At 43.4% G+C, this 13,747-nt stretch carries 13 protein-coding genes; 5 read left to right on the top strand and 8 right to left on the bottom strand.

Annotated elements, in window-relative coordinates; all coding sequences use genetic code 11:
* Positions 1-9: 9 nt before the first annotated feature.
* Complete coding sequence (locus BUC17_RS09635) at positions 10-1,821, bottom strand: T9SS type B sorting domain-containing protein (protein ID WP_073363756.1); 1,812 nt, start codon at positions 1,819-1,821, stop codon at positions 10-12.
* Positions 1,822-1,930: 109 nt separating this feature from the next.
* Here BUC17_RS09635 and BUC17_RS09630 point away from each other — a divergent pair, with 109 nt between their 5' ends.
* Genes BUC17_RS09630 through BUC17_RS09620 form a run of 3 tightly spaced genes read left to right on the top strand, consistent with a single transcriptional unit; the run spans position 1,931 to position 5,246 of the window.
* Positions 1,931-2,902 carry a GNAT family N-acetyltransferase gene (locus BUC17_RS09630; RefSeq protein ID WP_073363754.1) on the top strand — a complete coding sequence of 324 codons (972 nt, stop codon included), beginning with the start codon at positions 1,931-1,933 and terminating at the stop codon, positions 2,900-2,902.
* Positions 2,899-3,984 carry a DegT/DnrJ/EryC1/StrS family aminotransferase gene (locus BUC17_RS09625; RefSeq protein ID WP_073363752.1) on the top strand — a complete coding sequence of 362 codons (1,086 nt, stop codon included), beginning with the start codon at positions 2,899-2,901 and terminating at the stop codon, positions 3,982-3,984. The genes BUC17_RS09630 and BUC17_RS09625 overlap by 4 nt, the downstream gene beginning before the upstream one ends.
* Positions 3,981-5,246 carry an O-antigen translocase gene (locus BUC17_RS09620; RefSeq protein WP_143161773.1) on the top strand — a complete coding sequence of 422 codons (1,266 nt, stop codon included), beginning with the start codon at positions 3,981-3,983 and terminating at the stop codon, positions 5,244-5,246. Before BUC17_RS09625 ends, BUC17_RS09620 begins: the two co-directional genes overlap by 4 nt.
* Here BUC17_RS09620 and BUC17_RS09615 read toward each other — a convergent pair.
* From BUC17_RS09615 to BUC17_RS09600, 4 genes are read right to left on the bottom strand one after another with little or no spacing between them, the layout of a single operon-like run.
* Positions 5,208-5,792, bottom strand: a complete 585-nt coding sequence (locus BUC17_RS09615; protein ID WP_073363747.1) for an HAD family hydrolase — start codon at positions 5,790-5,792, stop codon at positions 5,208-5,210. The genes BUC17_RS09620 and BUC17_RS09615 overlap by 39 nt on opposite strands.
* Complete coding sequence (locus BUC17_RS09610) at positions 5,785-6,645, bottom strand: UbiA prenyltransferase family protein (protein ID WP_073363744.1); 861 nt, start codon at positions 6,643-6,645, stop codon at positions 5,785-5,787. The genes BUC17_RS09615 and BUC17_RS09610 overlap by 8 nt, the downstream gene beginning before the upstream one ends.
* Entirely contained in the window at positions 6,602-8,215 is a 1,614-nt protein-coding gene (locus BUC17_RS09605) for a hypothetical protein (protein ID WP_073363742.1), read from the bottom strand. The genes BUC17_RS09610 and BUC17_RS09605 overlap by 44 nt, the downstream gene beginning before the upstream one ends.
* 17 nt (positions 8,216-8,232) lie before the next feature.
* Complete coding sequence (locus BUC17_RS09600; RefSeq protein WP_073363740.1) at positions 8,233-9,381, bottom strand: glycosyltransferase; 1,149 nt, start codon at positions 9,379-9,381, stop codon at positions 8,233-8,235.
* Positions 9,382-9,413: 32 nt separating this feature from the next.
* Here BUC17_RS09600 and BUC17_RS09595 point away from each other — a divergent pair, with 32 nt between their 5' ends.
* Positions 9,414-10,523 carry a glycosyltransferase gene (locus BUC17_RS09595; protein WP_073363737.1) on the top strand — a complete coding sequence of 370 codons (1,110 nt, stop codon included), beginning with the start codon at positions 9,414-9,416 and terminating at the stop codon, positions 10,521-10,523.
* The gene (locus BUC17_RS09590; protein ID WP_073363891.1) at positions 10,520-10,918 is read left to right on the top strand and encodes a sugar 3,4-ketoisomerase; all 399 of its coding nucleotides are present in this window, start codon (positions 10,520-10,522) and stop codon (positions 10,916-10,918) included. Before BUC17_RS09595 ends, BUC17_RS09590 begins: the two co-directional genes overlap by 4 nt.
* Here BUC17_RS09590 and BUC17_RS09585 read toward each other — a convergent pair.
* The 3 genes from BUC17_RS09585 to BUC17_RS09575 are packed head-to-tail and all read right to left on the bottom strand — an operon-like array spanning position 10,915 to position 13,627.
* Positions 10,915-11,850: a glycosyltransferase family 2 protein gene (locus tag BUC17_RS09585; RefSeq protein WP_073363735.1), complete on the bottom strand. Its 936-nt coding sequence runs from the start codon at positions 11,848-11,850 to the stop codon at positions 10,915-10,917. The two genes, BUC17_RS09590 and BUC17_RS09585, sit on opposite strands and share 4 nt — an antisense overlap.
* Positions 11,837-12,940, bottom strand: a complete 1,104-nt coding sequence (locus BUC17_RS09580) for a glycosyltransferase (protein ID WP_143161772.1) — start codon at positions 12,938-12,940, stop codon at positions 11,837-11,839. The genes BUC17_RS09585 and BUC17_RS09580 overlap by 14 nt, the downstream gene beginning before the upstream one ends.
* Positions 12,941-12,943: 3 nt before the next feature.
* Positions 12,944-13,627, bottom strand: coding sequence for a cell division ATP-binding protein FtsE (locus BUC17_RS09575; RefSeq protein ID WP_073363731.1), 684 nt, complete (start codon positions 13,625-13,627; stop codon positions 12,944-12,946).
* Positions 13,628-13,747 lie beyond the last annotated feature (120 nt).

The raw sequence follows: 13,747 nt of genomic DNA, 5'->3' as shown, positions 1-13,747 counted from the left end.
TAGGAAACCTTAAAAGGTGAAATACAACCAACCAACGTAGGGTTCGGGAAAGCCTGGGTCGTTTAATCTCAGGATGTAATAATAGGTTCCTTTTGGGGAAATGTAGTTACTCACGGTATGGGGTTGGTTGGCAAATCCGTCCCAAGGCGATTGTGTATGATTTCCTTTCCAAACCAAACGCCCCCATCGGTTGTAGATTTCCAATTCAAATTGAAAAAAAATGCCATAAAGTCCTTCAATGGTAAAGAAATCATTGGCTCCATCGTTGTTGGCAGAAACGTAATTGTAAATTGTTGGGGGGCAATTTTTTGTTTGTAACTCAAATTGTCCAATTTGATAACAGCTTGCATTTTCAACCCGAAAATAAATGGTCTGGGGTGTTTGTATAGCCGTATAATCCTCTGGATTGGCAATCGAATTTATTCCGGCGTCGGCGTTGGCCAAGCTTTCATAAAATCCAATAAACGTTGCCTCACTCGCATCAAAAGCGGTATCGGCATAATTTTGAAAATTAAAAATCCCACGCGTGAATCCTAAGTTGCAACTCACCAAAGGGGCTAAATCAGTGACCTCGGGTTTAAAAATCAGCGTATCCGAAAAGTTAGCTCCATTGTTGGTTTCGTTCAACTCCAAAACCACTCCTTGTCCATTGCCGGTATCATCTACCTGGCCCACGACCGTAAATGTGGAAACAATTGTATTGGGTAATGTTAGCGTAATTTGTCCCGATTCCGTCCCATTGATTGGAAGGATGTTTTGCGTAGCGGTTTGTCCTAGTAAGATACCCTCGGTATAAAATGCAATCGGGGTGTTGGCGGGTAAGGGGTCGGTAGCGTTGGGATTGGAGACCGTATATTGTACGTTGATAACATTGGAATCACAGGTTTTTTCTATGGCATCAATGGCCAAAACAGCATCGGGAAGTTGACTGTTGAAAGTGGTTAAAATAACATTCATCAACACCATATCTTGACCCGAGGTGAGTTGTATCAAGGCTGAAGTATCGCCCAATTGGATGTTATTTTGAATGGAATAAATGTCCAAATCCATATTGTACAATTGGTTACTCCCCGTAACGCTATTGGTTCCATTGAAGGCATTGTTGGCGGGATTCAGTGGCGGATTACTTAAGACAGTCCCGTTGATGCGTAAACTTTCGTTGATAGCCAAACCCCGATCGCCTTCCCAAGCAACAAAACCAATTTTGGCTCCGTCATTATCTACCACATTCAAATTGGTCAGCGTGATATCAATAGAAGTGGGGATATTTTGCAAACCATCATAAAGATTCAATTGGTTGATGGGTAGGGAAGGATCGGTGTAAATGATAACCAAGGTCCAGCCCGCAAAATTGGTACGGTTGGTGCAATACCCTGCATTGGAATTCAGCACAGCGCTAACATCCAATTCGGATAACGTATAAGTTCCATTACCTGTACTTGCCACAGCTGCGGTAACTTCGGCAAAAGCACTAAAATAAGTGAGGCCGCTATTGATTAACGTATTGGTAAACAGTCGTTGCGCAGAAATCGGTTGTCCGTTCAGTTGAACTGTAGTATCGCCCGATCCCGAGCCAGCCCAGTACAGATAGGCTTTGTACAATTGTTGGCTTGGGGTTAAATTCATCACGGCACTTGAAGACGGCGCAATCAATTCGGCACACCCTTGACTGGTATTATTTTCACCCAAATTGAGGGTGTTCCCTACAAAAGTAAAGTCGTAACGGCCGTTAAATTGTTGGTATAAGGCGATGTTTTGGGCATTGTTTTCCCAGGAAAAAAAAATACAAAAGGCGAAGAGTATAAAAAACCGCACAGACATTGAAATTTGTTTAATGCTTCGAAAATTAGTGATTTATTTTGATTTATGCGTATTTTTGAAAAGGGTTTGTTGCCCTTAAAACATTTTAATTCACAGATAGCCAGTCGATTTGTATCAGGTTAGAACATATACCTCCGCCGATTTTGAAGCCTGGAATGCTTTTGTTGCCCAGTCCCGCAACGGTACTTTTTTGTTTCACCGGCATTTTATGGAGTACCATGCCGATCGATTTCAAGATGCTTCTTTGTGTGTGGAAAAAAATGGGCAACTCTGTGCAGTTTTGCCAGCACATCAAGTTGAGGAAGCGCTCTATTCGCATTATGGGTTAACCTATGGGGGATTGGTGCTTTCGAAAGGACTTCATTTTTCGGAGGTGTTGGCTATATTCAAAGCCTTGTTGGCGTATGCAGCATCCCAAGGATTTACAACATTGTACCTTAAAGAGATTCCTCCCTTTTATTGTTGCGAATTCAATGGCGACCTTGCCTATTTGATGCAGTTATGTGGGGCAAAAATTCATCGCGCCGATTTATTAGCTACGGTCAATTTGCGGCAGCCGTTGGCCATTAGTAAAACCCGCAGGGAGAGTATTCGTAGAGGACAAAAAAACGGACTTACGATTGTAGAGGAAACCCATTTTGAGGCATTTTGGCACACCTTATTGATTCCCAATCTTCGCGATCGACATCAAGCGCAACCGGTACATTCGGTGGAAGAAATAACCTATTTACATCAAAAATTTCCCAAACACATTCGCCATTTTAACGTATATGAAGAAGCGCAATTGGTAGCTGGGACTACGGTTTTTGATACGGGTAGGGTAGCCCATCCGCAATATGTAGCTGCCGACCAACGCCGCTCTGAAACGGGAGCTTTGGACTTCTTATACCATCATTTGATAACCGAAGTATATGCTGATTGTGAGGTATTTGATTTTGGCATTTCCAATGAAAATCAAGGCAAACAAGTCAACAGCGGATTACAGTTTTGGAAAGAATCGTATGGTGCGCAACCTGTTGTTCAACACTATTACCAAGTCCCCACCGCACATCACACCCATTTAAGTCAGGTTTTACTATGATTCCGTTTTTAGACCTTCAAAAAATAAACGCGCGCTATACTGAGGCCTACCATCAAAAACTGGACGAAGTGCTCCACAAAGGATGGTTTATCTTGGGCGACGCGGTACAGCAATTTGAGTCTGAATTTGCCTCGTTATGCGGCGCTCGTTACGCCATTGGAGTTGGCAACGGATTGGATGCCATTGCACTACTACTCCGGGCTTATATTCAACTGGGACGTTTGCAGGAAGGCGATCATATCATCGTGCCTGCCAATACCTATATTGCCACTATTTTGGGCATCCAACAAGCGGGCTTGGTTCCGGTGTTGGTCGAACCCGATCCTGTGACGTTTACCCTTTGTCCCCTACAAACAAAACGGGCAATTACGCCAAAAGTAAAAGGGATTATGGTGGTGCATTTGTACGGTCAACGGGCTTCGATGGAGGCTTTGGCTGCTTTGGCCGAAGAACATCAGTTAGCGCTTTTTGAAGACGCTGCCCAAGCCCATGGGATTTCATTTTTTGGAAGTTATTGTAAAACATTTAGTTTTTATCCCGGTAAAAACTTGGGCGCATTGGGCGATGCTGGGGCTGTGGTAACCGATGATGCCGAAGTTGCCGCGCAGGTTCGCCTTCTTCGCAATTACGGCTCTCCTGAAAAATATGTACATTCCCTGCCTGGTACCAATTCGCGTTTGGATGAACTCCAAGCGGCATTTTTACTCGTGCGCTTACCTCATTTATTGGCCGAAAATGAGCACCGTCGCCAATTGGCGGCACGGTATGCTCAAGGAATTAATCATCCCCAAATACAATTACCACAGGTGGCTGATCCATCGCTGCATGCTTTTCATTTGTATGTAATTCGAACACCAAAGCGCGAAGCGTTGCAAGCCTATTTGCTGGACAATGGCATTCAAACCATGATTCACTATCCTATAGCGCCACACAATCAAGCGGCATTACAAAATAGCGCAACCGATGCCCTACCCGTGACTGAACAGTTGCATCGCGAAGTGTTGAGCTTGCCGATAAGTCCTGTACTTACTTTTGAGGAACAGCAAGTTATTATTGACTGTTTAAATGCATTTCCAGGGTGAAATGGCGCCAATACATAAAAGAACATGAACTCTGGCGGATTACCTCGCTCAATAGCCTGTCGGTACTTGTGCGTATGGGGACAGGATTAATTTCGGCCAAGGTAGTAGCCCTATGTATCGGTCCTACGGGAATGGCATGGGTGGGCAACCTTCGAAATTTTATCACTGCCGTAGAAAATATTGCCACGCTTGGCATGACCAATGGAATTGTCAAATACACCACCGAATACCGTAATGATCCCAATAAACAAGCCGCATTTATAAATACGGTATTGACTGTATTAACGGCAGTTGCGCTTCTAACTTCCTTGGGAATTGGGAGTTTGGCCGTGCTTTGGAATCCCATGTTGCTAGAAGGATTTACCGCTGATACCTCCTTATGGTGGTGGATTGCCGCAGCATTGCCCTGGTATCTGGTAGCGATTGTTTTGGTAGCGATTCTCAACGGATTGGAGGCTTTTCGTGAGGTGGTGAAAATTCAAACCTTTGGTGCTATTCTAGGATTAGGTGCCACAGTTGGGTTGGTGTACTTTTATGCCACTTGGGGTGCCTTATTGGCCGTCGTTGTTGCCCCCGCGGTATCGTTTGGGTTGTCTGCTTGGGCGCTTCGAAACACATTACATCGTTTCCAACTTAGGGTTCAATGGTCGTTTATCCGCGATTTAAGTCATTATTCACTCATGGCCTTAGCATCTTCTGTGGTAGGCCCTTGGGTGTTGATTCTAATTCGAAAAAAATTGATTGCTTTTCATGGTTTGGAGCAGGCGGGATATTGGGAAGCGTTGAATCGATTGTCGGGATTTTATTTTGTTTTTGTCACTACCCTTATCGGATTGTATTTCTTGCCGAAGCTGGTGCAATCCGAAAGTCGTGCTGCCGATCGAGAAGTCTTTCGGGCGTATTATGGAAAAATCATACCGCTTTTTGGATTGGGATTGCTTTTGATTTACCTGTTGCGCAATCCTTTAATTACTTTTTTATATACCGATGAATTTCAGCCGATTACTTCGGTATTGATCTGGCAATTGTTGGGTGATTTTTGTAAAGCCTTAGCTTTATTGTTGGGGTATCGTTTTTTTGCGAAGCGACAAACAGTCCAATTTTTAATCACCGAAATGGGTTCTTTGGCTTTACTGTATTTTTTATGTTCCTTGTGGATTCCAAGCTATGGTCTGTTGGGCTTATTGTATGCCTATACCCTAAATTACGCGGTTTATTTTTTGCTATTGGTGCTGTTGTACCGCTTTCGCCAATCCCAATAGTTCACGGTCACCTCGACCTTTTCCATAGACTTCAATGGTGGCGTATTGGTTTAAATCATAACTCATTTTAACGCGCTGCACTTTTTCAGGACCATTGCAATTGGCCCCCTCCAGTTCGCCATTTAATTTTCCTTCGGCATATTTTAACCTTGTGGCTAAAAGTTGGAAGCCCTCCCGTTCCGTCCAAGCCCCAATCCATTCGGCTGCCGAAGCGGTGACAATGACAATCGTGCCGTTGTGTAGTGTCTTTAGATACGGGTATAGGGTTGGGTCGAGGTGACGGTCAATTTGATGCAATGCAAATGATTTTCCCGTGGCTTGAAATGTGTCGGCAGGCCATCCACCAAAGAAATAGCGCAACCAAGCGGCTTTGGTAGAAGCTCCATCGCGGAGTCGAATTCGATTCCCAATTAGTATAGGCATTAATCGGACTATACCCCAAAACCAACGGCGTGTTCCCACCGCGTATCGGGTAAATTCTACTAAACTATCCCGACGGTACAAGGTATGATCAAAGTCCACCAAAATCAATTTTTCACTAGCCATATAACAATCCTCCCAAAAAGATAATCCACCCCAATAGCGCTCCTTGAATAATGCGATCGTCAAGCAAGACACTATTTGGCGATTTAAGGGTTTGTTTCAATAAAGCCAATTGGAGGTATCGTATGAGTCCAATCGCCACAAAAACCGCCGATACCACTACCCATTCAGAGCCATAGCGTCGCATAACTTCGGGGGTAAAGCAATACCAAATATAGCCCGAAAGTAAAAGTATACTCAGTACAATCAGTCCACAATCAACCCATTTTAGTCTATAACGGTCAATATTCTTGCGCGTTACCAGGCCTCGATGATAAAGAAGGACTTCGGTGCGTCGTTTAGCCAACGCCAAAAACAAGGCGAGTAGGAACGTTTCTCCCAAAATCCACGGTGATAAGTTTGCCTGACTTGCCTGACTTCCTGCCACCAAACGGAGGACAAAACCGAGGGCTATAATGGTGATATCGAGGTAAGGCCACTTTTTAAGTTGTAATGTATAAGCGATATTGAGTAGGGCATAGACGCCCAGTACTCCAGCTACTCCAGGATGAATATAAAAACCCAAAGCAAGGGCAAGTAGGCTTACTATTCCACCCAAACGCCATGCTGATTGCACCGAAATGCTGCCGGCGGCCAAGGGACGTTTCTTTTTTTCAGGGTGCAGTCGGTCTTCGGCGATATCATGGTAATCATTGAAAATGTAAACGGCACTTGCCATTCCACAAAAAGCGATAAATGCCCCCATCGTAGGTGCAATCCCATTTCCGAGTTCATGCCCCGCAAAAAATAACGGTGCCCCTACAAAACTGTTTTTAAGGTAATGTTCGGGGCGAAGAAGTTTGAGGTAAGGGTGCATCTAAGGGAGTTCCGTTGTAAATCAAAAAATGTTTTGTTTCCTGTTGAAGACGAAAGTGACGAACGATATAATCTGTAACCATACTAAAATCCTCACGTTTTTGGGGCATGAAGTGTTCATTTCCACGCACAAAAGACTTTTCTACGAAAATAACGTTTTCTGTCGAACTGGCAATCTCCAGCAGGGTTTTGGGATCGCGATGAATTTCCCAATTCAGTAACCAATCGGCTGGGAGTGGATTTTGAATGTCCATGGCATAATAAAATAACGCCATATTGGGCGCAACAATAGGTGTTTTATGGCGAAATTGACGCTGGAGTTTTTGGAGTTCTTGCCACTTTTCGTAATGTACTTTACTCGTTTTTATACCGGCGAGTTTTGGACTCACCGTGCCCAAGTCGTAATGCAGTTCATTGAGCGGACGTTCGGCATAGGGATGGTATTGGTAGGCCGTTCCACAAATGATTCCGATGATTAATAGGCCTTGCGCAAGTGAGGTATACGACGGGAATTGTATTTGTAAAAGCCACAAGAAAAGTACCAACAAACTGGTTCCCATTAAAATAGGAAAAGGATAACCTAAACTGATGGCGGCACACCAAGCCACTGCCAAAACGAGGCCGAAAACACTGGCTTTGTCCCGATTAGTTTTGGTCCCCAGTAAAGCCATCATACCGATTACTATTCCAAGCCAGAGGAGTCGCGAACCCTCATGAAAAGAGACAACAATCGCCCAAATTATACCATAAATTCCAAAGCATAATGCAAGTAATTGCAAACTTTTTTCCCAACGACAACGCATTTTCAACACCCATATTCCCCAGGCCAACACCATACAAAGTAAAGGAGCCCAAAGGAGTTCAATTTCTTGATAAGCAGTGAAATAATTGATTACACCGCTGTAAATTAACGCGGATAGGGTGGTCTCTCCTGTAGTGTGGGAGAGAAAATTTTCTAAGGGAGTAAAGGATGTAAGGGCGCCGAGAAACAATCCCAATCCCAACAATTGACTCAGGAAAAGATACCCCACGGTTCGCCACGGATAGCGCAGGGCTGTGGCACATAAAAAAGCAACGGGAACCGCATAAAACGATTGTTTGGTCAAAGCGGCTGCTATACTAAAAAGTCCGATCCAGAGAATGTAAAAGTTGATTTTATAGGTTTTAAAACACAAGGTCCACAAATAAAAAGCAATGGCACTATACAACAGTCCGTCTGTGGTAGGCCAAGGATACATGGGAAAAAACTGAACAGAAAAAACAACACCAATCCATCCGATAAGGTTGCGATTGGGGATTTTCCACGCCAAACCACGCTCAATTCCCGCGAGCCACAACTGTGTTTGCCAACCGAAAAGCAACCAATTGATGAGTTTTAAAAAATAATACTGTCCCCAAACGGGTAGTACTTTAACCCCTATCGACCAAAGAAAGAGTGTTGCCGGTGGACCTTTGTAAAAAAAATCTTTGTAGGGTAGTGCTCCTTCAGCTATGCGCCAAGAGTAGCCGATAATGTAACCGCTATCCCAAAGGTCCAACCCCTGTGTAGCGATATAGGCTGCGCCAGCCATAAGGACAAGGTAAAAACTTAGATTACGGACTCCCATCGTTGGCAATAGGTTTTGGCAATAGTGATGTGATCATGGTGCTGGCGGATAAATGCCTGGGCACGTTCACTGACTTCTTTGATTTTTTCGGGGGATTGAATAAAGCTTTCGATTTGTTTCACCAAATAATCCACATCGGGCAGTGCATTGATGGCTACCGTATTGGCTTGTATCCCATAATGCGTTAAAAACTCTTGTTCTGCTCCTGTGAAAACCACCTTCCCTTGGGCCATAGCTTCAAGTGCATTGTATCCTTGATCCAACGCATAGACTTGGTCCAACAATAAATGGGCCCGTTGAAAATGCCCGTGATAGGTTGCATAGGGAACATCGCGGGTGATGATAATTTCGGTTCGATCGCCCCATCGGGATTGGATTTCCTGCAATGCTTTTTCAAAAAAACGAATCCCTTTTACGTGATAAGTTCCCGAATTAATCCCTAAAAAAACAACTACTTTTTCGCCGAGTGCAGGCGGGGTGTAGCTATTTTTCTGGGTATTGATGGGATTCGGAATTAATCCAAGGTATTTGGGATGGTTGCGAAGGGGCGCCACATAATCGAGATCGGAGGCTATTATGCCTTGGCAATGGGTCATCAGCAATCGATGAATTTTTTGGTGGGAAGGCGTTTGGTATTCCCACATGAAAGCATATTCCTGTGCCGTGGCTGTTGGATTTTCAAAATAAGGCGTCAAAATGGAGTAGCGTTCTTTTTGAGCCAACAAATGCGGTAGGTTAATCGCATCGACACCACAACTGAGTAGAAAGCAGTGTTTGTTTTGACGAATAATTTTTTGCAATAAATAATACTCTAAACGAGGGAGCGTTTGGATGGGTTTTTCGTTGATGCATTGCACAATATCAAACCCCTTTAGTTTGTGAATGAGTCCCCAGCATCGTACACCATGTTCGAGTAAGGCCAAATCATACCGAAAGAGACGATGCCATGCTTTGCGGATTAAGGTTCCTAAGGGGGAGGTAAAAAAGTGAGCTCGAATCGAATAATCGGCAGGGTAGTTTTTGAAACCATCACCATTGTTGACCAAAACGACCTCGTGACCCAGGGTTACCAACCCTTCTTTCAACGTATTGTGCAGCCGGCTGAATTCCCCCAACAGTAATATCCTCACTTTCGTTATATTTGTTGCTAAAATACAAAAAATTGAACGCGACACCCAAAAACTTACGCTTATGTATTGTATCGGATCAGCTCGCTGGTGGGGGTGCAGAGCGTTGGGCTGCGCAAGTTTCGTGTTACTTTGAAGCGCAAGGAATTTCGGTTCACCATGTGGTTGTGGTTCCCCAAGTTACGTATCCTTTTTGTGGTCAACTTGTTGCCGTTGGGGGCGATGATAAGGCACGGGGTTGGAGACGTTTGGTACAGCGGTTGAAACGGTTTCGACAGTTCAATACATTTTTTAAGAATGAATCCTTCGACCTTATTATTGATAACCGCGTAAAAATCAAACCTTTTCAAGAATTAATCATTCATCGATGGGTGTACCGATCGCCTTATTTACTTATGGTGCACAGTTCGGCGAAACATTTATATTTTCCGAAGCCCCGCTGGATAAGTGATGCTATTTACCACAAGGCCAAAGCCATCGTGGCCGTTTCAGGCGCAATACAACAACGAATCATTGCAGAAGATCATTATCCTGCTTGTCAATTGTTTTACAACCCGATTGACCTTAAACAAATCGCCGAGTGGCAATTGGAATCGGTTGTAACACCTACCCAATACATTCTTGCTGTGGGGAGTTTTCGCGACGGAGTTAAACAGTTTGATCGGCTCATTGCACTATATGCCGCTTCAAAGTTGCCCAGTTGGGACATTCATTTGGTTTTGCTAGGCGATGGCCCGCTTTTGACTGAAATCATGGCTCAAGCTAAGGCCCTTTCTTGCGCAGAAAAGATTCATTTTATGGGCAATGTTGCCAATCCTTTTCCCTATTATAAAAACGCACTTTACACCACACTTACGAGTCGTTTTGAAGGATTTCCATCCGTTTTGATTGAGTCTTTAGCTGCAGGAACACCCGTTCTTTCTTATGATTGTTTTTCGGGTCCTTCAGAAATAATCTCCCATGAAAATAACGGATTACTGATTCCCGATCAGGATGAAGAGGCTTTCCTTTCAGGAATGCATCGTTTGATTGAAGATAAAACCGTATATTTACGTTGTAAAACCAATGCGTCCCAAAGTGTGAGTCATCTCGATCTTTCTATGATTGGGGAACAGTGGGTGCAATGGTTCAAAACATTTCTATGAAGTACACCCTCATTGACATCCCTCGTATTAAAAATCCCAAAGGGAACTTGGCTGTAGTGGAATTGGATACGATTCCCTTTCCCATTCAACGGGTATATTATTTATATGATGTTCCTGCAGGATCCAAGCGAGGTGGTCATGCACACAAGAACTTACAACAATTGTTAGTACCTGTCTCAGGGAGTTTTGATGTGGTTTTAAAAGACGGCAAGCACGTTGAACGCATCACCTTAAATCGACCCGACAAAGGTTTGTTAATCGAAAACAATATTTGGCGCGAATTGGAAAACTTCACTTCGGGAGCTGTTTGTATGGTACTCGCTTCTGCACCCTATGACGAAGCAGATTACATTCGGGTATATCGTGAATACCTCAATTACCTCAAGGAGCTTTAATACGAACTTACTTTAATTCCCCAGCGAATTCCAATGCGTTTAAGTGCTAAAATACCCTGTAAAATCCAAGCTGGTGCATGGAGAAGGAGCCGCTGTTTCCAATTTAAATGAGCCGTATTCAATTGTTGTAAAAGTAGTTTAGCTTCGCTAGTGCGTCCAGAAATTTTCAGTTTTTTGACCAAGACATAGCGTTCAAAATCGAGGTATTTTTTTAAAGAAGGATCTGATTTTTCCCATTCCAAATAGGATGTAAAATGAGGCACACGTTGCTGATTTAGCGCCCCCAGTGTCATTTGTCCTGAAACAGCCATACGGTATCGCATACAGGGTTCATTGGAATAGGCCAAAGTAAAATGGTAGTTGGCGCGAATATTGAAATCGATATCTTCCGAAAAGTCTAATCCGGTATCGTAATACCCGGCGGTTTCAAAAACAGATCGATGAAAACAGACACTACCATGGTTATAGATTCCTTGCCCAATATTTTCCTTAAAAAATGAGATAATACCTTTAAAATTCGGTTCCCATTGACGTCCTGAATTATGGGGCAAAAGGAGTTGATTATCATACCATTCCCAATAGTTAGTGGCCCATATTCGCGCTTCTGGAAAATCCGCTTGGAGTTGTCCAATTCGTTCCAAAAAGTAGGGTTCCCAAACATCATCAGCATCCAAAAAGGTAATATAGGTTCCTTGAGCGGCCCTTATTCCAGTATTTCGTGTGGCCGATAAACCTTGGTTGGTTTCATGGTCAATCCAACATACGTTGGTCAAATTCATGGCTTCTACAACAGAACGACTTGCATCGGTCGAGGCATCATTGACGATGATAAGTTCAAAATCTTGTTCCGTTTGAACTATGATGCTTTCAAGGGTACTTGCAATAAAGTTCGCCTTGTTATAGAGCGGGATGATGACGCTAAACTTTGGCATGGGCAGAACATATAAAGTCAAACATCGCGGTCCAATTTTCTAATACTAGACCTTCGCCTTGCACGGCTTGGTTACCGGTATAAACGGCTTTGCCCTGTAGCCATTGACGCAGGGTATCGGCTAGTTGTTGGGGATTATTGGGATTGAAAAATACGACATTTTCATACGTGCCTACCGTTTCATGCGCATACGGTACATCGGCTACCCATAGCGGTTTTTGCATCGCTTTTGCTTCGCTAATGGGTAATCCCCAAGTTTCAAGTCGGGAGGGAAAAATCAACGCATCCATGATTTCATAGTGCGCAAAAACTTCTTCTCGCGATAGTTTTCCAATGAAACAAAGATTGTTCAAGGGGTATTTTTGTGCAAGGTAACGGGCATATCGATTCTCATTTTTGGAAAATGTTAGCCAAATCTCCAATTGTGCATTTTCTTCAGGCGAAAGCAATTGTAAGGCTTCTCCAAGAATTTCAACATTTTTAAAACTCCGAGGAATTAAGGGGTAGAATAACAGTTTTCGATCAGGTTTTTGCCGGAGCGATGAAAACGAAGGTATACGGGTTTCCTGCCAAGGGCAACGAATAATTTTGCGAACGCCTCGTTTTTTAAAATAGTTATACAATGATTGCTGTTGCACAAACACCGCCTTATTTTTATGAATATTCCAACGGTAAACCCAATGATAGAGTAAGGCAAAAACCCCGATTTTATAATTAAAATACCAATCACTGAATTTTGGTTGGTACACCACTGTAGGATGATGGGCATACATAAACCGATTGGGACATGCTACATTTGGGGTAGTGTCGTGTAAAGATAACCAGAAATCGGGTTTTATTTTTTGGGAGAGTCTTTTAAATACTACATATTCAATCCAAATCCGATTCCACCAACTTTTTTTGGCCTTGGGAAAACCGATGCACTCGATATGCGAAAAGACGTAATCCTGTGCATCAGGAACCAAAGCATATACTTTTAGGTTATGGTCGAAAGCATACGTGTTAAGCGCGGTTAAAGCTTCGGTAAGAACCGTTCGGATTCCGCCTTCTTTCATGCTTACGCCAGATATGACTAGGACCTTTTGTGCCACTAGTTACACCGTTTTTTGAACCACTTCAAACAGGGCTCCGTCTTCACATTTTAAGGTTTTGGAAGGATATTTTAACAACAACGCATAATCGTGGGTCGCCATGATGATGGTTTTGCCGTTGGCGTTAATTTTTTTCAACAATTCCAGGACTTCAGCACTCGTTTGTGGATCGAGATTTCCGGTAGGTTCGTCGGCTAATATGACTTCTGGATCATTCAACAAAGCCCGAGCAATGGCCACTCGTTGTTGCTCACCTCCCGAGAGTTGGTGCGGCATTTTGGCTGCAAATCCTTTCATGCCCACATGGGTTAGCACTTCGTCGATTTTATCCTGCATCGCATTTTTATCGGTCCATCCCGTTGCTTTGAGCACAAACAACATGTTTTCTTGAATGCTACGGTCGGGGAGGAGTTTAAAATCTTGGAATACTACGCCCAATTTTCGGCGAAGAAAAGGAATGTCTTTTTCCTTCAAAGCAGCCAAATCATAGTCCACCACATGGCCTTGTCCTTGGGTTAACGGCAAATCTCCATACAAGGTTTTCATCAAACTACTTTTTCCCGTACCACTTTTTCCAATGATATACAAAAAATCACCCGGATTGACTTCCAAATTGACTTGCGATAGGATGACCCGATTCTCTTGATAAATGGTGGCTTGTTGTAGCGAAACGACAGCGTTTGACATAGATAGGATTGTTAAGTGGGGTAAAAGTAGTAAGATAACGGAGGTTTTCAAAATAAATTTTAAGCAATAACTCGGAAACCATTACCCATGAGCGCATGGGGAAGTGGGTTGCATCAAGCT

Origin of the sequence: Flavobacterium fontis (genome assembly GCF_900129405.1) — a bacterium.
Taxonomy (GTDB): domain Bacteria; phylum Bacteroidota; class Bacteroidia; order Flavobacteriales; family Flavobacteriaceae; genus Flavobacterium; species Flavobacterium fontis.
Note: the sequence above shows the minus strand (reverse complement) of the source record. Positions and strands in the feature narration are given on the sequence as shown.

What these genes read in the sequence shown, in the direction of transcription:
- BUC17_RS09635 (WP_073363756.1), bottom strand. Translation starts at nt 1,821, where the DNA reads ATGTCTGTGCGGTTTTTTATACTCTTCGCCTTTTGTATTTTTTTTTCC.
- BUC17_RS09605 (WP_073363742.1), bottom strand. Translation starts at nt 8,215, where the DNA reads ATGGCTGGCGCAGCCTATATCGCTACACAGGGGTTGGACCTTTGGGAT.
- BUC17_RS09610 (WP_073363744.1), bottom strand. Translation starts at nt 6,645, where the DNA reads ATGCACCCTTACCTCAAACTTCTTCGCCCCGAACATTACCTTAAAAAC.
- BUC17_RS09615 (WP_073363747.1), bottom strand. Translation starts at nt 5,792, where the DNA reads ATGGCTAGTGAAAAATTGATTTTGGTGGACTTTGATCATACCTTGTAC.
- BUC17_RS09585 (WP_073363735.1), bottom strand. Translation starts at nt 11,850, where the DNA reads ATGCCAAAGTTTAGCGTCATCATCCCGCTCTATAACAAGGCGAACTTT.
- BUC17_RS09625 (WP_073363752.1), top strand. Translation starts at nt 2,899, where the DNA reads ATGATTCCGTTTTTAGACCTTCAAAAAATAAACGCGCGCTATACTGAG.
- BUC17_RS09590 (WP_073363891.1), top strand. Translation starts at nt 10,520, where the DNA reads ATGAAGTACACCCTCATTGACATCCCTCGTATTAAAAATCCCAAAGGG.
- BUC17_RS09575 (WP_073363731.1), bottom strand. Translation starts at nt 13,627, where the DNA reads ATGTCAAACGCTGTCGTTTCGCTACAACAAGCCACCATTTATCAAGAG.